The organism is Allofournierella massiliensis (assembly GCF_004345265.1).
In the GTDB taxonomy this organism is placed as follows: Bacteria; Bacillota; Clostridia; order Oscillospirales; family Ruminococcaceae; genus Allofournierella; species Allofournierella massiliensis.
In genome coordinates, this window is record NZ_SLUM01000015.1 from 86620 (window position 1) to 102980 (window position 16361).

At 60.4% G+C, this 16361-nt stretch carries 18 protein-coding genes; 5 read left to right on the forward strand and 13 right to left on the reverse strand.

Going from position 1 to position 16361, the window contains the following annotated elements:
- Window positions 1–89: 89 nt before the first annotated feature.
- Genes EDD77_RS10080 through EDD77_RS10090 form a run of 3 tightly spaced genes read left to right on the forward strand, consistent with a single transcriptional unit; the run spans window position 90 to window position 2474 of the window.
- Window positions 90–797, forward strand: a complete 708-nt coding sequence (locus EDD77_RS10080; RefSeq protein WP_242868412.1) for a Crp/Fnr family transcriptional regulator — start codon at window positions 90–92, stop codon at window positions 795–797.
- Window positions 798–816: 19 nt separating this feature from the next.
- On the forward strand, window positions 817–1782 hold the full coding sequence (locus tag EDD77_RS10085; protein WP_058965351.1) for a glycosyltransferase family 2 protein: 966 nt from the start codon (window positions 817–819) through the stop codon (window positions 1780–1782).
- Window positions 1779–2474, forward strand: a complete 696-nt coding sequence (locus EDD77_RS10090) for a flavin reductase family protein (protein WP_077138569.1) — start codon at window positions 1779–1781, stop codon at window positions 2472–2474. Before EDD77_RS10085 ends, EDD77_RS10090 begins: the two co-directional genes overlap by 4 nt.
- Window positions 2475–2536: 62 nt before the next feature.
- Here the strand turns inward: EDD77_RS10090 and EDD77_RS10095 are convergent, their stop codons facing one another.
- From EDD77_RS10095 to EDD77_RS10140, 10 genes are all read right to left on the reverse strand, one after another.
- Complete coding sequence (locus EDD77_RS10095; RefSeq protein WP_058965350.1) at window positions 2537–2809, reverse strand: GNAT family N-acetyltransferase; 273 nt, start codon at window positions 2807–2809, stop codon at window positions 2537–2539.
- A 47-nt stretch (window positions 2810–2856) separates the two neighbouring features.
- Window positions 2857–3111, reverse strand: a complete 255-nt coding sequence (locus tag EDD77_RS10100) for a hypothetical protein (RefSeq protein WP_058965349.1) — start codon at window positions 3109–3111, stop codon at window positions 2857–2859.
- Window positions 3112–3127: 16 nt separating this feature from the next.
- The gene (locus EDD77_RS10105) at window positions 3128–4972 is read right to left on the reverse strand and encodes a glycosyltransferase family 2 protein (protein ID WP_132587385.1); all 1845 of its coding nucleotides are present in this window, start codon (window positions 4970–4972) and stop codon (window positions 3128–3130) included.
- A gap of 46 nt (window positions 4973–5018) precedes the next feature.
- Complete coding sequence (locus EDD77_RS10110; RefSeq protein WP_058965346.1) at window positions 5019–6896, reverse strand: glycosyltransferase family 2 protein; 1878 nt, start codon at window positions 6894–6896, stop codon at window positions 5019–5021.
- Between the two features lie 74 nt (window positions 6897–6970).
- Window positions 6971–7687, reverse strand: a complete 717-nt coding sequence (locus tag EDD77_RS10115) for an ABC transporter ATP-binding protein (RefSeq protein ID WP_058965949.1) — start codon at window positions 7685–7687, stop codon at window positions 6971–6973.
- A 50-nt stretch (window positions 7688–7737) separates the two neighbouring features.
- Complete coding sequence (locus EDD77_RS10120; RefSeq protein WP_058965345.1) at window positions 7738–8532, reverse strand: ABC transporter permease; 795 nt, start codon at window positions 8530–8532, stop codon at window positions 7738–7740.
- Between the two features lie 12 nt (window positions 8533–8544).
- Window positions 8545–9111 (reverse strand): dTDP-4-dehydrorhamnose 3,5-epimerase, encoded by a 567-nt coding sequence (gene rfbC / locus EDD77_RS10125; RefSeq protein WP_058965344.1) that lies wholly within the window; start codon window positions 9109–9111, stop codon window positions 8545–8547.
- A gap of 30 nt (window positions 9112–9141) precedes the next feature.
- Window positions 9142–9585: a sugar 3,4-ketoisomerase gene (locus EDD77_RS10130; protein ID WP_058965343.1), complete on the reverse strand. Its 444-nt coding sequence runs from the start codon at window positions 9583–9585 to the stop codon at window positions 9142–9144.
- 13 nt (window positions 9586–9598) lie between these two features.
- Window positions 9599–10699, reverse strand: a complete 1101-nt coding sequence (locus EDD77_RS10135) for a DegT/DnrJ/EryC1/StrS family aminotransferase (RefSeq protein ID WP_058965342.1) — start codon at window positions 10697–10699, stop codon at window positions 9599–9601.
- Window positions 10700–10932: 233 nt separating this feature from the next.
- A complete protein-coding gene (locus EDD77_RS10140; RefSeq protein WP_058965340.1) occupies window positions 10933–12366 on the reverse strand; it encodes a D-alanyl-D-alanine carboxypeptidase family protein in 1434 nt (477 codons plus the stop codon).
- Window positions 12367–12589: 223 nt separating this feature from the next.
- Here EDD77_RS10140 and EDD77_RS10145 point away from each other — a divergent pair, with 223 nt between their 5' ends.
- Window positions 12590–13174, forward strand: a complete 585-nt coding sequence (locus EDD77_RS10145; protein ID WP_058965339.1) for a 5-formyltetrahydrofolate cyclo-ligase — start codon at window positions 12590–12592, stop codon at window positions 13172–13174.
- Here EDD77_RS10145 and EDD77_RS10150 read toward each other — a convergent pair.
- From EDD77_RS10150 to EDD77_RS10160, 3 genes are read right to left on the reverse strand one after another with little or no spacing between them, the layout of a single operon-like run.
- Window positions 13171–13746, reverse strand: a complete 576-nt coding sequence (locus tag EDD77_RS10150) for a dipicolinate synthase subunit B (RefSeq protein ID WP_058965338.1) — start codon at window positions 13744–13746, stop codon at window positions 13171–13173. The genes EDD77_RS10145 and EDD77_RS10150 overlap by 4 nt on opposite strands.
- On the reverse strand, window positions 13743–14543 hold the full coding sequence (locus tag EDD77_RS10155; protein WP_058965337.1) for an NAD(P)-dependent oxidoreductase: 801 nt from the start codon (window positions 14541–14543) through the stop codon (window positions 13743–13745). Before EDD77_RS10155 ends, EDD77_RS10150 begins: the two co-directional genes overlap by 4 nt.
- Window positions 14543–14806 carry a hypothetical protein gene (locus EDD77_RS10160; RefSeq protein WP_058965336.1) on the reverse strand — a complete coding sequence of 88 codons (264 nt, stop codon included), beginning with the start codon at window positions 14804–14806 and terminating at the stop codon, window positions 14543–14545. Before EDD77_RS10160 ends, EDD77_RS10155 begins: the two co-directional genes overlap by 1 nt.
- A 73-nt stretch (window positions 14807–14879) precedes the next feature.
- Between EDD77_RS10160 and murC the strand changes: the two genes are divergently transcribed.
- Window positions 14880–16253, forward strand: a complete 1374-nt coding sequence (gene murC, locus EDD77_RS10165) for a UDP-N-acetylmuramate--L-alanine ligase (RefSeq protein ID WP_058965335.1) — start codon at window positions 14880–14882, stop codon at window positions 16251–16253.
- Window positions 16254–16361: the final 108 nt, after the last annotated feature.

The following is a 16361-nucleotide window of genomic DNA, read 5'->3' on the forward strand; positions in this document are numbered from 1 at the left end:
GGTTTGCCTTTTTGGGGATATTCTACTATAATAAAAGAAATTATGCCGTTGCGGCGGCAACCAACCGCCCGCACAAAGGAGCCAATGCCATGCGCAATTCCATCTTACTGGACGATCATCTTCCCATTCTGCTGCAAACCACCCTGTTTCACGGCCTGAGTCTGGCAGAGCTGCGCATGACCATGGAGTGTTTCCAGCCCGCCGCCCGTGCCTTTTCCAAGGGCGAGATCGTGCTGCTTTCCGGCTACGAGATACGGGATGTGGGCATTGTGCTGGCCGGTCAGGTGGAGGCGGTAAAAAACACGCCGGACGGCGGCAGCGTGGCCATCACCCTGATGGAGCCGGGCAGCCTGTTTGGCGATGTGCTCAGCGGCAGCAGCACCAAAAGCCCGGTCACGGTGATCGCCAAAACCGACTGTCAGGTGCTGTTCGTGCCCTACCAGAAGATTCTGCACCCCTGCGCCCGGATGCACGGCAGCCACTTCCAGCTGATGCAGAATCTGGTGTGTACCATTTCCGACAAATACTTTGCTCTCAACCGCCGGGTGGACCTGCTGATTCTGAAAAGCCTGCGCAGCAAGCTGTGCGCCTACCTGCTGGAGGAATCCGCCCGCGCCGGGGCCGACACCTTCACCATCCCCTTCTCCCGGGCCGGGCTGGCGGATTACCTGAACTGCGAGCGCAGCGCTTTGAGCCGGGAGATCTCCCGCATGCGTGACGAGGGCCTGATCGAGACCTACAAAAACAGCTTCAAGCTGCTGAATAAGGCGGAGCTGACCCGCCAATATCACTGTTAAAAGGAGAGATTTTCTGTTTATGAAAGCCCCTGTTTTATACATCGTGATCCCCTGCTACAACGAGCAGGAGGTTCTGCCCGTGACCAGCGGCATGTTCCTGGAAAAAATAAACAGCCTGATTGAAAAGGGCCGGGTTGCCCCTGAAAGCCGGGTAGTTTTTGTGAACGACGGCTCCAAAGACAATACCTGGAACATCATTCAGGAGCTGGCAAAAAGCGACGAGCACTTCGAGGGCATCTGCCTTTCCCGCAACCGGGGTCACCAGAACGCTCTGCTGGGCGGTCTGATGACCGTGAAGGACCGGTGCGACATTACCATCAGCATCGACTGTGACGGCCAGGACGACATCAACGCCATGGATGCTATGGTGGATGCCTACTGGGATGGCTGCGAGGTGGTGTACGGTGTGCGCTCCAAGCGGGATACCGACACCTTCTTCAAGCGCTTCACCGCCGAGGGCTTCTACAAGCTGATGAACTGGATGGGCGCGCAGGTGGTGTTCAACCACGCGGACTACCGGCTGATGAGCAGCCGGGTGCTGAATGAGTTCGCCAACTTTAAGGAAGTGAACATTTTCCTGCGGGGCATGGTGCCGCTGGTGGGCTTCAAGAGCACCAGCGTGTACTACGAGCGGGCCGAGCGCATTGCCGGCGAAAGCCACTACCCCCTGAAAAAGATGCTGGCCCTTGCCTTTGACGGCATCACCAGCCTTTCCGTAAAACCCATCCGGCTGATCACCGGTTTCGGTGCTCTCGTTTCGGTGATCAGCTTTGTGGGCGTGATCTGGGCGGTGGTTGAGGCCATTCTGGGCAGCACCGTGGCAGGCTGGGCCTCCACCACCAGCATCGTCTGCTTTATGGGCGGCATCCAGCTGCTGTGCCTGGGCGTGATCGGTGAATACATCGGCAAGATCTATCTGGAAACCAAACAGCGGCCCCGGTTCATCATCAGCGAGACCACCTTCCCGGATAAGGAGGACAAATGAGCAAAATCACCTGGAAGGGCAGCGTGCTGCTTGGCCCCATCCCCCCGGTGCTGGTCAGCTGCGGTACACCGGAGGCCCCCAATGTGTTCACCGTGGCCTGGGCGGGCATCGTGAACACCCATCCGCCCCGGGTCTCCATTGCGGTGCGGCCCAGCCGCCACAGCTACGGCTTGATTCAGCAAAGCGGCGAGTTCGTGATCAATCTGCCCACCACCGCTCTGGCCCGCGCCGTGGACTGGTGCGGGGTGAAAAGCGGCCGGGACGTGAACAAATTTGAGGCCATGGGCCTGACCGCCCTGCCCGCCAGCCAGGTGGGCTGCCCTCTGGTGGGGGAAAGCCCGGTGAATCTGGAATGTAAAGTGTTCCAGCAGATTCCCCTCGGCACCCATGACCTGTTTCTGGCTGATGTGGTGGCCGTGAACGTGAGCGAGGAGCTGCTGGACGCCGCGGGCAAGCTGCATCTGGAACGGGCGGGCCTGCTGGCCTACGCCCACGGTCAGTATTACAGCCTGGGCGAAGAGATGGGCACCTTCGGCTGGAGCGTGCGCAAAAAGCAGCCCCCGGCCCGAAAGGGCCCGGCGCCGAAAAAGCCCGCCTTTGCAAAGACAGCGCCCCACAAATCTGACCGGGCAAAGCGCGGCCCCGCCCCCAAAAAGGCAGGCCAGGCGCCCCGCCGCCCCAAAAAGAAATAAATCACTGCAAAGCAAAAGCCGCCGGTTTCCCCTTTCACTGGGAAAACCGGCGGCTTTTCGTCTTACTTATCCAGCAGGTCCGCTTCTTCGGGGTGCTTTTCGAACCACTTGGCGGCATAGCTGCAGCTGGTGCGAGCCTTGCGGCCGCTGGCCCGCAGCTGGGCCACGCACTGTTCCATCAGCTGGCCGGCCATGCCCTGGCCCCGCAGCTCCTCACCCACGAAGGTATGGTCGATGTCCACCACACCGGGTGCCACCTGGGGGAAGGTGATCCGGGCCAGCTCCCGGGTCTCGTCGCCATAAACGATGCTGTTTTCGTTGATCTTGAATTCCATAGAAGTACACCTCTTTTTTGGGGTATTTTCTGCCGGTCAAAAACCGGTCAGTCGTCAAATTCCACAGTGCGGCCGCAGCGGATGCAGCCGCCCTTGCCCTTCCAGCGGGGCAGAACGCCGGGATAGCCGCAGTGGGGGCAGCGCAGCCCGAACCGCTTGACCATCCAGGCGGCCACCACCGCCGCCAGCCCCAGTTCAAACACCGTGAACTGGCTCATGCAGCCGCCGGCGATCACAAGCGCCATGCCGCCCCAGAAGGCCAGAATGGCGAACCGCGCCCTGCGGCGCGAAAGCTTTTTCATTGCGTTTTCCTCTCTTTTACAGAGCGCTCTGCGGATCCTTCAGGTTCCGCAGGTCGGCACTTTCGGAAAAATCCTCCCGGTCCAGCGTCAGGCTCGGGTTGTAATAGGGATCGTGGGTCAGGCCGTAGCGGGTGAACCGGTCGGTCAGGCGCTTCTGCTCCTGGGCGAACCGTTCCTTTTTCGCCTTGTCCTTTTCGTCGCTGCCCCGGCTCTTGCTCTCGTAGTGGTACAGCCGGGCATAGGGGGTCCAGATGATCCGATAGCCCGCATCCCGCACACGCAGGCAGAAATCCACATCGTTGAAGGCCACGGTGAAGCCCTCGTCCAGGCCGCCCATCTCGTCGTACACCTCGCTGCGCACCAACAGGCAGGCAGCGGTGACAGCGGAGAAGTCCTGCACGGTGGCCAGACGGAACATATAGCCGCTGCCGCCGGCCTTTTTGTACTTGTGACTGTGGCCCGCATAGCCGCCCAGACCGGTGATGATGCCCGCGTGCTGGATGGTATCGTCCGGATAATAGAGCATGGCCCCGCAGATGGCCGCGCCGGGGCGGCTGGCCTGCATGAGCATCTCGGTGAGCCACTGACCGTCGATGATCTCCACGTCGTTGTTCAAAAGCAGCAGATACTCGCCCTTTGCAAATTTGCGGCCGAAGTTGTTGATGGCAGAGAAGTTAAACCCGCCCTCAAACTTCACCACCTGCAGGTTGGCAAAGCGCTCCTTCGCCTTTTCGTAGTAATCGAAGGTAGCGGGATCGGTGGAGTTGTTCTCGATCACGATCACCTCGAACCGCTGCCAGCTGGTTTTTGCATAGATGGAGGCAAGGCACTTTTCCAGATCATCGGTATGGTCCTTATTGGGGATCAGAATGCTCACCAGCGGCTCGCCGGGGATGACCCAGTCCACCTTGTAGGTGCTGGGGAAGATGCCGTCCTTCACCTCGCCCTGCTGGCCGGTGCGCTGCAGATGGTCCGCAATGGCCTTTTTTGCCGCCTTGGCCACATAGGGCTTGGCCGCCACGCCGCCGCTGGTGCTGGCCGCGTGCACACGCCAGTAGTAAAGCACCTGGGGAATGTGGCAGATCTGGCCCGGCTCCAGCCGCTCCAGCAGCCGCAGGAACAGGTCATGATCCTGACTGCCATCACATTCCGGCCGCTCGCCGCCCACCGCCAGAAATTCCGACCGGCGGAACACCGCCAGATGGCAGATGTAGTTGCAGCAGAGCAGGTAATCCGGGGCGTAGTCCGGCTTGAAGTGCCCCACCGTAGGTTTCTCGATCTTTTTGGTGAACAGGGCCTCATCGCTGTACAGAAAGGCCGCGCCGGTCTCGGCAATGGCCTTCTGCACCGTATAAATGGCGTGAGGGGCCAGCACGTCGTCGTGGTCCGCCAGCGCCAGATATTCCCCGGTGGCCAGCGCCGCCGCGTGGTTGGTGTTGTGGCTGATGCCCTTGTTCTCAATTGCCTTGTAGCGGATGCGGCTGCCCGCCTTTTCGGCGGCGGCATCCACCAGTTTTTTCACCGCCGGGCGGTGCGCCTCGTCCGAGGCGTCCGCCAGACACAGCTCCCAGCCGGGGCTGGTCTGGTTCAGCACGCTGTCCAGCAATTGGCGCAGAAAAGGCTCCGGCGTATTGTACAGGGGCACGCAGATGGAAATCACCGGCCCGGGTGCGCCCTGCGCGCACTCCTTGCGCTGGGCTTCCAGCACCTGCTTTTTTGGCAGGTAGCGGGCCTTTTTGCCGAAAAAGCGCCGCTTGATAAATCCAGCAGCCCGGCGCAGCACCGGACCCGGGCCCTCTTCCTTCAGCACCTGAAGGGTGTAGCCCATCAGCTCTTTGATGCGTTTCAGTTTCAGATTCAATGGGGGTTCCTCTTCTCCGATTGATTTGGGTGCTGTCTGCGCGACCTTATTTCAGACCGTAATTTTCAAACAGCAGGTTGAAATGCCGGTTGTAGTAGGGATCTCCCTTCTGGATGAGGGGGGTGTATTTTTCAATGAAGTTTGCCTTTTCCCGCTCGTAGCGTTTGGCGTTCTCGCTCAAAGTATCCAGCCCGCGGCTCTTGCTTTCGTGGTGATAGGCCTCGGCAAAGGGGGTGAATACGTTCAGGAGGCCCTGCTGCCAGAGCTTCAGGCACAGGTCGATGTCGTTGTAAGCCACGGCGAATTTTTCCTCGTCCAGCCCGCCGCAGGCATCGTACAGGTCGGCCTTCACCATCAGGCAGGCGCCGGTCACCGCCATCAGATCCTGCGGGGTGGCCAGCCGGTACAAATCGCCCGCCGAAGCTCTGGGGTGGCTCTTGTGGCTGTGGCCGGCGGTGCCGTTGATGCCAAGGAACACACCGGCATGCTGGATGGTATCGTCCGGGAAGTAGAGCTTCGCGCCCACGCAGCCCACGTCCGGCCGCTGGCTGTACATGAGCATCTCGGCCAGAAAGCCCTCGCTGAGCAGCTCCACGTCGTTGTTCAAAAGCAGCAGCTGCTCGCCCTTGGCAAATTTGCGGCCGAAGTTGTTGATGGCGGAGAAATTGAATCCTCCCTCGTACTGCACCACCTGCAGATTCGCAAACTGCTGCTTTGCCTTCTTGTAATATGCGAAGGTGGCCGAGTCGGTGGAATTGTTCTCGATCACAATCACCTCGAACCGGTCGTAGCCCGCATATTTGTACAGGCTTTCCAGACAGCGGGACAGATCCTCCACATGGTCCTTGTTGGGGATCATGATGCTGATGAGAGGGGTTCCGGTGAGCTCATAACGCACCCGGTAAGCGCCGGGGCAGCCCGGAATGCGGGTCGCTTCGCCCGCAAGGCCTACCCGCTTCAGGTGGTCGTTGAGCGCCCGCTCGCCCGCCGCCAGTGCGTAGGGCTTCGCGTCCATGGAGGAGGCGGTGGAGGCAGCGTGGCTGCGCCAGATGTAAAGCGCATAGGGAATGTGCACGATCTTTTTTGCCTTTTCGGTGAGCCGCAGAATCAGCTCGAAGTCCTGACTGCCGTCGTATTCCGCCCGCTCGCCGCCGCCGGTGGCCTCAAACAGGCCCCGGGAGAATGCCGCCAGATGGGTAATGTAGTTGCAGCCCCGCAGATAGTCCGGCTCAAAATCCGGCTTGAAGTGGTAATCCACCAGATGCTTTAAATCCGCGCTGAGCACGATCTCGTCGGAGTAGACGAAATCCGCGCCCTCCACGGCGGCCTTCGCCACCTCGTACAGGGCGTTGCGGTAAAGCACGTCGTCGTGATCCAAAAGGGTGAGCCAGTCGCCGGTTGCCAGCGCAAAGCCCTGATTGGTGTTGCCGGCAATGCCCTGATTTTCCGCCAGCTTTTTGTAGGTGATGCGGCTGTCCTTCGCGGCATAGCGCCGGGCCACGGCCCCCACCTGAGCATGAGCCTCGTCCGAGGCGTCGGCCAGCACCAGCTGCCAGTTCGGGTAGCTCTGGCCGGTCACGCTCTCGATCATCTGCTTCAAGAAGGGCAGCGGGGTGTTGTACAGCGGTACCACCACGCTGATCTTCGGCCCGCCGGGCACACCCTCGGCCCGCTGGCGCTTGAGCATCCGGCGGGTGGGCAGATCCGCCCGGTACTGCCAGGTGTCCCGATGCAGCGCCAGATTCACCCGGAAGCTGATCTCCCGCCACAGGGCCTGGCCGCCCTCTTCCCTTGCCACCCGGGCGCACCAGCCGGCAAGCTGCTTCACATGGGCCGGGTCCAGCAGGCGCTTTGCCATGCCGCCCACACTGTCCTTTTGGGCAACGTCCGCGGGCAGGGGCTGGTTGTTTTTCTCGTTTGCCATCTTGCACATTCCTTTTGAAAACAGCCAAGGCCAGGCGCGTGGCTGATCACCCCGCGCTGCCTTGGCTGTGTGTTTTAAATCTTATCGTTTTCCCGGGTGGTCTGCTTGTAGGCTTCGCAGACCTCTTCGGTGGGGCCGTTCATCTTGATGCGGCCGTGCTCCAGCCAGGCAACCTTGTTGCACATGCGCTCGATCTGCTCGATGGAGTGGCTCACCAGAATCACGGTGGTGCCGCCGCTCATCAGCTTCTGCATGCGCTGCTCGCACTTTTCCTGGAACAGGAAGTCGCCCACCGCCAGAATTTCGTCGGCAATGAGTACGTCCGGCTTGGTGATGGTTGCCACCGCAAAGGCCAGGCGGGCCACCATACCGCTGGAATAGTTCTTCAGCGGCACGTCCAGAAAGTCCCGCAGCTCGCTGAATTCCACAATCTCCTCAAAATGAGCGTCGATGTATTTGGGGCTGAAGCCCAGAACGGTACCGTTCAGGTAGATGTTCTCCCGGGCGGTCAGGTCCATGTCAAAGCCCGCGCCCAGCTCGATCAGGGGCGCCACGGTGCCACGCACCTTGCAGCTGCCGCTGCTGGGCTTGTACACGCCGGAGATGACCTTCAGCAGGGTGGATTTGCCGCTGCCGTTCAGGCCGATCAGGCCGTAAAAATCGCCGGGCTGCACCGTAAGGCTCACGTCCTTCAGGGCAAAGAACTCGTCGAAGCGCAGCTTGCCCTTGACCAGCTGCAGAAAATACTCCTTCAGGCTCTCGCTCTTTTCCTTGGCCAGGTTGAAGCGCATGGAAACGTTATTGACTTCAATGATAGGCTGCTGCAATTTCCCGCGCCTCCTTACATATACAGAACAAATTTGTCCTGGGTCTTTTTGAACACCAGCAGACCCAGTGCCAGCATAACCAGCGCCCACGCGCCGCAGATCAGGATCTGCTCGCCGCTCAGCAGCTGACCGTACATTACGGTATCACGGAAAGCGGTGATGTACTGGTACAGGGGATTCAGGGCGATCACGCCCTCCAGCAGGGCATTGCCGAACTGTTCGGGGGTGTAGAAGATGGCGGAAAACCACATGAGGATGGTGGTGAACACCTCCCACAGATGGATCACATCCCGGAAGAACACCGCCATGGCGGCCAGAATCATACCAATGCCCAGGCTGAATACCGCCAGCATAAGCAGCGGGTACAGCCCCAACAGAATGGTGGGATACAGCCGCGCCCGTGTAATAATCATTACGATGATCAGAGCGATGAAGCTGAACAGACAGTTCACCAGACCAAAGCAGATCTTCTGCAGCGGAAAGATGTATTTGGGAATATACACCTTGCGCAGCAGCATGGCGTTGTTCATCACGCTGGACATGGCCATGGTGGTGGACTCGCGGAAGAAGTTGAACAGCAGCTGGCCGATCACCAGATAGACTGCGAAGTTTTCGATGCCTTCGCCCCGCATGCCCGCCATCAGTGTGTTGAAGATTACAAACATCACCGCACACATCATCAGCGGGTTGAGCACGCTCCAGGCAACGCCCAGCACACTGCGGCGGTATTTCAGCTTGAAATCACGGCTGATCAGATTGTAAAGCAGGTAGCGGTAGCGCAAAAAGTCCTGCACATAAAGTTTCAGCATACCGGCGCTCCCTTACCACTTATTGAAATAATCGAAGGTCTGGGCTGCAAAGGGCTCATGTTTTTTGTCCTTTTCGCTCAGCAGATACTCACAGCCGCAGTCCGGCCATTCCACGTTCACGGTGGGATCGTTGTAGGGAATACCACCCTCAGCGGTGGGGTCGTAATAATCGGTGCACTTGTAGCAGAACTCGGCCTCGTCGCTCAGCACCAGAAAGCCGTGGGCAAAGCCCTTGGGCACATAGAACTGCTTTTTGTTCTCCTCGCTCAGGGTCACGCCCACCCATTTGCCGAAGGTGGCGCTGTTTGGGCGGCAGTCCACCGCCACGTCAAACACCTCGCCTTTGGTCACGCGAACCAGCTTGCCCTGGGTGTGCTCCTTCTGGAAGTGCAGCCCACGCAGCACGCCCCGGCTGGATTTGGACTGGTTGTCCTGCACAAACTCGTCGGTGATGCCGGCGGCGGCGAACTCTTCCTTCTGGAAGGTCTCCATAAAATAGCCGCGGGCGTCACCGAACACGGTGGGCTCGATCACCAGCACACCGGGCAGCCCGGTTTCAACAAACGTAAACTTCCCCATTTTCGTATGTCTCCTTCGTTTGACTTTTGATCAGTCGCGCTCCGATTCGCCTTCGCGGGCCATCTCGGCCCGGAACGCCTCGTAGTCGCGGATGTATTCCTCTCCATCGTAGTGTTCGCTGCACAGAACCAGCAGCACACTGTCCGGCGAAAAATCATACATATCCTTCCACACCATGCGGGGGATGTAGATACCGGTGTTGGGCTGATCCAGATGATACACCTGCTCGCGGCCCAGACCGTCGTCCACCCGGACCTTGCTTTTGCCTGCCACGTTCACCAGAACAAATTCGGTGTTCCGGTTGGCATGCTGGCCGCGCATCACGGTGGCATCACTGCCATAGATGTAGAACACACGCTGGATGGCGAAGGGAACATCCTGTTCGCCTTCCACCACGATCAGGCTGCCCCGCTCGTCGCCCAGGTCACCGAAGCGAAGCAGCTTCACCTTATCGTAATTTTTATTTTGTTTCATCGGCTGATATTCCTCACGGCTCCCACTGGTTGATGACGTCGATCACATACTGCTGCTCCTCGGCGGTCATGCCGTTGTACATGGGCAGGCTGAGCACCTCGCCGGCATAGCGCTCGGCAATGGGGAAATCCCCCACACCGAAGCCCAGATAGGCATACGCCTCGGACAGATGCGGCGGGATGGGATAATGGATGATGGTGCCGATGCCCTTCTCCTTCAGGTAAGCGGCCAGCGCGTCGCGCCCATTGGGCACATGCACCACATACTGATGCCAGGTGCAGTCCGCACCGGGGCGGATTTTGGGCAGCTGTACATGGGGGTTTTTCAATTTGTCGTTGTAGGTTCCGGCAATGGCGCAGCGCTCGGCGTTGAAGTCGTCCAGATGGGTCAGCTTCACCCGCAGCAGGCCCGCCTGCAGCTCGTCCAGCCGGGAGTTGGTGCCCACCACCTGGTTGTGGTAGCGCTTTTCGCTGCCGTAGTTGCGGTAGACCCGGAACTTTTGGGCCAGCTCGTCGCTGTTTGTCACGATGCAGCCCGCGTCGCCAAAGGCGCCGCAGCCCTTGGTGGGATAGAAGGAGAAGCAGCCCACATCACCGAAGGTGCCCACGGTCTGGCCCTGCCAGTGGTTGCCGTGGCTCTGGGCGCAGTCCTCCACCACCTTCAGATCATGGGCCTTCGCAATGGCCATGATACGGGTCATATCGCAGGACTGGCCGTACAGATGCACCGCCAGAATGGCTTTGGTTTTGGGGGTGATGGCAGCTTCAATCTTTTCCGCGTCGATGTTGTCGTATTCGTCCGGCTCCACAAATACCGGGGTGGCCCCGTTCATGGAGATGCCCATCACACAGGCAATGTAGGCATTGGAGCAGACGATCACCTCGTCGCCCGCGCCCACGCCCAGCAGACGGAAGCTGATCCACAGTGCATCCAGCCCGCTGGCCAGACCCACACAGTGCTTCGCGCCGATGTAGGCAGCCCACTCCTTTTCAAAAGCCTCCACCTCTTTGCCAAGCACATACCAGCCGCTGCGCAGCACCTGCAGTGCCTTCTGCTCATACTCCGCCGCGTGCAGGCTGTACTGGCGGCCCAGATCGTTGGGCATGATATTCATCAACGCAATTCCCTCCTGCTGTAACGGCCCGCCGCTGCGGCAGGCCAAACATATTCATGGTATATTTTACCCCATCCCACCCCAAAGCGCAACAAGAATTCCCGCAAAAGCCCTTCGTCCCTTTGCGGAAATGCTTTTCCTTTTTGGCAAAAGCGCAAAAAGCGGCCCGCCGCCACGGAAAACCTGTTCCCGTGGGCGGCGGGCCGCCCGGTTTTCATCGGATCTCCTTGCGCTCAGCGCCGGGGCAGATCGGTTTGTTCATCGTGCCCTTCCTTTGTGGAGGGGCGGCGTACATCCAGCGTCTGCACCGGGGTGGAATTCACTGCTCCAGTGCGGGTAATGATCTGGAAATCCGCCGGCAGGCCGGTTTCCCTGGCCCGCTTTGCCGCCAGGCTCTGCAGCCCTCCGCCACCGCGGATCAGACGCACCGCCAGCAGAATGGCGATTGCCGCCGCGGCCACTGCCACGCCGATGCCCAGATACATGCGCCCGTCGCCGGCGGTCTTTTGCGGCACATAGGTGTTGGCCTGCAGAATCTGCTCCAGCCCGCTTACCGTCAGCCCCACGGTGCGCAGGGTGGTGGGCTGAAGGGTGTTTTCCTTCAGCAAATAGGTAACCGTGGCGGAAAAGCCCTGCCCCAGCACATACTGTTCCGGAATATCAAATTCCGCGGTCACATCCGCTTCGGTGAAAGCATCATTCAGCAGCACATCGGCCCCCTGAGCCGCCACCTGTACATTGCCCAGACTTTCGAAGCCGCCGCCCACCAGCGACACCTCATAGGTATCCTGCGGGCTGGCAATGCTCACCCGCCGGAAATGGGCAAAGGCATAGTCCAGAAGGGCAGCGGCATCCTTGTAGTTGCCGTTGAGCCCCACCGATTTGAGCACCACCACAATCAGATTCAGGCCGTCCTGCTCGGCATAGCCCACATAGGTGTAGCCCGCCTGATCGTGGAAGCCGCTCTTGCCGCCCTTTTCATAAGCCCGGTACAGCAGCGGTCCGCCCACCCGAAGCCAGTCGGTGCAGTGGAAGGCACGCTCCGGCTGCAGGTTGGTGGCGGCCATGCGCCACTCGTCGTTGCGGCAGAATACATCCATGAACCCGGGCTGCTGCATGGCCCAGCGGGTCAGGTTCGCCATATCCCGGGCGCTGGTGTAATGGTTTTCATCATACAGGCCGTGGGGGTTTGCATAGTGGGTGTTGGTAAGCCCCAGCTCCTGTGCCTTGGCGTTCATCTTCTCCACACCGCTGGCAATGGTGCCGTCGTCGCCAAAATACTCCGCCAGCGCGTTGGCGCCGTCGTTGGCGCTCTCCAGCTGGGTGCCATAGATCACATCCTCCAGCGTTACCACCTCGCCGGGCAGCAGCGCAATGTGGGTGGAGTTGGATTCCAGACTGTGGGCCACATCGTAATCGATGGTCAGCTGGGCGGACCAGTCGCCCTGCGCTTTTTCCATGGTGAGCCCCAGGGTCATGATCTTGGTGATCGAGGCCGGATAGAGCACCTCGTCGGGATTCTTTTCCATGATGACCTGGCCGGTGTCCGCGTCCATGACCACATAGGCCTCGCAGGTCACCTGGGGCAGGTCCTCCGCCGCAGCGGTGGGGGCCAGCACAGCTGCGCCCAGCACAGCGGCGGCCAATATTGAAACCAGTTTTTTCAAACCGAATACATCCTTTACCTGTTGGTTTTCCGTTCGCTTTCGCAATTTCGCAATACACTGCTTTAACTGATTTATTATAGCCTACCGGCCGCCCCCGGTTCAAGTTCTCCACAAAATTTCCACAGAATGTTTGCAAGCCTCTGCACCGCGGCATGGGTTTTTATGCTATGATACAATCAAATGGTCAAAATGGCGGCATTTGCCCAAAAGGAGGTTTTTCACCATGACAATACACCCCTCCGCTGTGCCGGAGCACAAGGCCGCGCTGCGGGCACAGGCCCGTGCGTTTCTGGCCGCGGCCGGCCCGGAGCAGACTGCCGCCTGGGGCCGGGCCATGGCCGAACATCTGACCAAAAGCGATCTCTGGCGGCGCGCCGGGTCAGTGTTCTGCTTTGTGAGCACCCCCCGCGAACCGGGCACCCGGCCCATTCTGGAACGAGCACTGGCCGAAGGCAAAACCCTCTGCGTGCCCCGCACCGGGCCGGAAGGCTTTATGGAGGCTGTACCGGTGGATTCCCTCGAACAGCTGGCCTCCGCCCGCTTCGGGCTGCTGGAGCCTGCGCCCGACCTGCCGGCCCTTGCCCCTGAACAGCTGGAGCTGGTGGTCGCCCCCTGCCTGATGGCAGCGCCCGGCGGGCTGCGGCTGGGCCAGGGCGGCGGTTACTACGACCGCTTCCTGCCCCGCTGCCGCTGCCCGGTGGTGCTGCTTTGCCCCACCGGTCTGGTTCAGTCCGACCTGCCCGCCGAAGCCCATGACCGCCGGGCTGATCTTGTGCTTACCGAAGAGGGTTTTCTTTCCGGAACCTAAACGTTGAGCACCGGGCCCAGCTGGCGGCCCCGCAGGGCGCATTCCAGCGTATCCCGGATCAGAGAAAAATCGCTTTGCAGGCTGCTGGGCTTTTTCAGGTAATCGTCCTGCGCAAAAGGTACCATATAATAGTGCTTGCGGTTGGTCAATGCCGCCAGATTGGAAAAGCTGGCAGCCAGCCCATCATTGGTGGAAAGAGCAATGACCACCGGCCTGCCGCTGCGCAGCATGCTTTTCGCCCCCAGGGTGACCGGCGTGTCGCTGATGCCGTGGGCCAGCTTTGCAAGGGTGTTGCCGGTGCAGGGGGCAATCACCATGGCCTGCGCCATGTTTTTGGGCCCCAGCGGTTCGGCCCCCTGCAGGGTTTCGATGGGCGGCGTGCCGCACAGCTGCTCCAGCCGCCGCTTCCAGTCCGCCGCCGCGCCGAACCGGGTGTCCAGCCCGGCAGCGTTGAAGCTCATCAGCGGCAGCACCCTTACCCCGCTGTTCACCAGCTCTTCCATACGCGGAAGAATGCTCTCGAAGGTGCAGAAGCTGCCGCACAGCGCCCACACCACAGTTTTCTCGTTCATACGCACAATCCCTCCTCACACAGCATGGCCAGCACCGTGTCGGCCACAAATTCCCCGGCAGTCACCGGCGCACAGCGGGCAGGCAGGCTCAGCGCCCGGATGGCCCGGATGCCCAGCTCCTCCGCCGCTTCCAGATCCACCCCGCCGGGCAGGCTGGCCAGATCGATCACCAGACTGCCCGGTGCCAGCGCCTCCAGCTCCCGGTGGCCCAGCATCGGAGCCGGAATGGTGTTCACCACCGTTTCAAAGCCCGGCAGCCGATGCGTCAGTTCTTCCAGCCCGCAGGCATTCAGGCCCCTGCTTTCCGCCTGCGCCCGCTGGCCTGGGCTTCGGGCTGCCACCGTGACCCGGGCGCCCAGCGCCGCCAGCCGCACCGCCAATGCCGCACCGCACCGGCCGTAGCCCAGCACCAGCACCGGACTGTGCCACAGCGTGCGGGTACGGTTTTGCAGCAAAAGGGCGATACAGCCCTCGGCGGTGGGGATGGCGTTCAGCACCGCCAGCTCCTCCCTGGCCAGATAATCCCGCAGCGGCACCCCAGCCTGTGCGGCCGCCTGGGCCGCCGCCGGGCCTACTCTTCCCCCAAAGGCCACCGCCCCGGGCTTTGCCCCGGCCAGCAGCCGGGTCAGGCTTTCGCTTTCGCCGCCCAGAGGCATGGGCAGCAGAATCACGTCCGCTGCGGCCAGCCGTTCTCCCCCCACCACCTGCCAGCCCCGCTGGCGCAGACGGTCCGCTGCCGCCCGCTGGCGGGCATCCGCCCCCAGCACGGCAAACACCGTCTTTCTTTCGTTTGCCATCACTTGCGCTCCCCCTTTTTTGTGATTTTGCGGCCAGGGGCCGCACTGCTTTTGCCCATGCTATGCCCGCTGCGGCGCAAGTGTGCGGCAACATTTTGCCTTGGCATTTTGGTAAAAAATTCACCTGCTTTTTCGCCAAAACGGAAAATTTCATCGAACGCATCCCAAAAAATCCCCTGAAAGTGTTTATTTTGTGGAGCAAAAATTATATAATGATAGCTACAGAAATCCATATTCGGCGCGCAAATCTGTGTCGGATACATTTGCGACGGCTTTCGTCTGGGCCGCCGACCATCCTTTTGGGAATACCATCATGCTAAGGAGAGGTGGATCATAATGAACTTCCTGAGCGGCTTTAACGCCAATCTGCTGGACGGCGTCAAGCGCCTCCATTTTATCGGCATCGGCGGCAGCGGTATGTATCCGCTGGTGCAGATCCTGCATGCCCGGGGCTACACCATCACCGGCAGCGACGTGAACGAGGGCAGCATCATTGATTCGGAGCGGGCCATGGGCATTCAGGTGTTCATGGGGCACGACGCCAAAAACGTGCTGGGGGCAGACATGATCGTCTACTCCGCCGCCATTCATAAAGACAACCCGGAAATCAGGGAAGCAGACGCCCGGGGCATTCCCATGCTGGAGCGCAGCGTTCTGCTGGGCTATGTGAGCCGCCTGTACCCCCGCAGCATCTGCGTGGCGGGCACCCACGGCAAAACCACTGCCACCTCCATGATCACCAGTCTGCTGGAGCTGGCCGGCCAGGATCCCGCCGCGGTGATTGGCGGCAAGCTGCCCCTGATCGGAGGCTACGGCAAGAACGGCAGCGGTAACACCATCGTGATCGAGGCCTGCGAATTTGCCGAGACCTTTTTGCATCTGACCCCGGACATTGCGGTGCTGCTGAACATCGACAACGATCATCTGGACTACTACGGCACCATGGGCCAGCTGAAGTTTGCCTTCAAGAAATTCGCCCTGATGGCCCGCCATACCATTGTGGCCAACGCGGACGATACCAACGTGGTGCAGGTAATCAACAGTCTGGATCGTGCAGTGCGCACCTTCGGCATCAACTCCGAGGCGGATTATCAGGCGGTGAACATCCGTGAGCACAAGCCCGGCTTCTATGAATTCGATGTGCTGGAGTGGGGTTACCCGGTGGCCCACCTGAAGCTGAGCGCCCCCGGCTACCACAACATCTACAATGCGCTGGCCATGGCCGCCTGCTGCTTCACCGTTGGCCTGACCGGCGAGGACGCCGCCGCAGCCGCCGAGAGCTTTAAGGGCGCGGGCCGTCGGTTCGAAATTCTGGGCGAGTTCAACGGCGTGACCGTGGCGGACGACTACGCCCACCATCCCACCGAGATCGCCGCCACCCTGAAAACCGCCCACGCGCTGGGCTACAACAAGGTATGGGCGGTGCATCAGCCCTTCACCTACAGCCGCACCCGCGAGCTGCTGGACGACTTTGCCAGGGTTCTGGCGGACACCGATCAGGTGGTGCTGACCCCCATCATGGGCAGCCGCGAGGTTGACGACGGCAGCGTGAAGAGCGAGGATCTGGCCGCGAAGATTCCCGGCTGCGTGGTGGTGGCCGGCCTGAAGGAGGCCGCCGACTATGTGAAGGAGCACGCACAGCCCGGCGATTTTGTGATCACCATGGGCTGCGGCGACATTTACAAGGCCGCCCACATGATGCTGGAATAATCCGATTGCAGGCAAAAGGGGCTGTTGCAAAATAGCCTAAAATGAAAAAAATGAGATAGACTTCCCCGAAAGGGTTGCCTATCTCATTTTTTGTTGTAGTCTGAAACT

Coding starts and splice junctions, on each gene's coding strand:
- EDD77_RS10080 (WP_242868412.1), top strand. CDS start 90: ATGCGCAATTCCATCTTACTGGACGATCATCTTCCCATTCTGCTGCAA.
- EDD77_RS10085 (WP_058965351.1), top strand. CDS start 817: ATGAAAGCCCCTGTTTTATACATCGTGATCCCCTGCTACAACGAGCAG.
- EDD77_RS10090 (WP_077138569.1), top strand. CDS start 1,779: ATGAGCAAAATCACCTGGAAGGGCAGCGTGCTGCTTGGCCCCATCCCC.
- EDD77_RS10095 (WP_058965350.1), bottom strand. CDS start 2,809: ATGGAATTCAAGATCAACGAAAACAGCATCGTTTATGGCGACGAGACC.
- EDD77_RS10100 (WP_058965349.1), bottom strand. CDS start 3,111: ATGAAAAAGCTTTCGCGCCGCAGGGCGCGGTTCGCCATTCTGGCCTTC.
- EDD77_RS10110 (WP_058965346.1), bottom strand. CDS start 6,896: ATGGCAAACGAGAAAAACAACCAGCCCCTGCCCGCGGACGTTGCCCAA.
- EDD77_RS10115 (WP_058965949.1), bottom strand. CDS start 7,687: ATGCGCTTCAACCTGGCCAAGGAAAAGAGCGAGAGCCTGAAGGAGTAT.
- EDD77_RS10120 (WP_058965345.1), bottom strand. CDS start 8,532: ATGCTGAAACTTTATGTGCAGGACTTTTTGCGCTACCGCTACCTGCTT.
- rfbC (WP_058965344.1), bottom strand. CDS start 9,111: ATGGGGAAGTTTACGTTTGTTGAAACCGGGCTGCCCGGTGTGCTGGTG.
- EDD77_RS10130 (WP_058965343.1), bottom strand. CDS start 9,585: ATGAAACAAAATAAAAATTACGATAAGGTGAAGCTGCTTCGCTTCGGT.
- EDD77_RS10135 (WP_058965342.1), bottom strand. CDS start 10,699: ATGAATATCATGCCCAACGATCTGGGCCGCCAGTACAGCCTGCACGCG.
- EDD77_RS10145 (WP_058965339.1), top strand. CDS start 12,590: ATGACAATACACCCCTCCGCTGTGCCGGAGCACAAGGCCGCGCTGCGG.
- EDD77_RS10150 (WP_058965338.1), bottom strand. CDS start 13,746: ATGAACGAGAAAACTGTGGTGTGGGCGCTGTGCGGCAGCTTCTGCACC.
- EDD77_RS10155 (WP_058965337.1), bottom strand. CDS start 14,543: ATGGCAAACGAAAGAAAGACGGTGTTTGCCGTGCTGGGGGCGGATGCC.
- EDD77_RS10160 (WP_058965336.1), bottom strand. CDS start 14,806: ATGTATCCGACACAGATTTGCGCGCCGAATATGGATTTCTGTAGCTAT.
- murC (WP_058965335.1), top strand. CDS start 14,880: ATGAACTTCCTGAGCGGCTTTAACGCCAATCTGCTGGACGGCGTCAAG.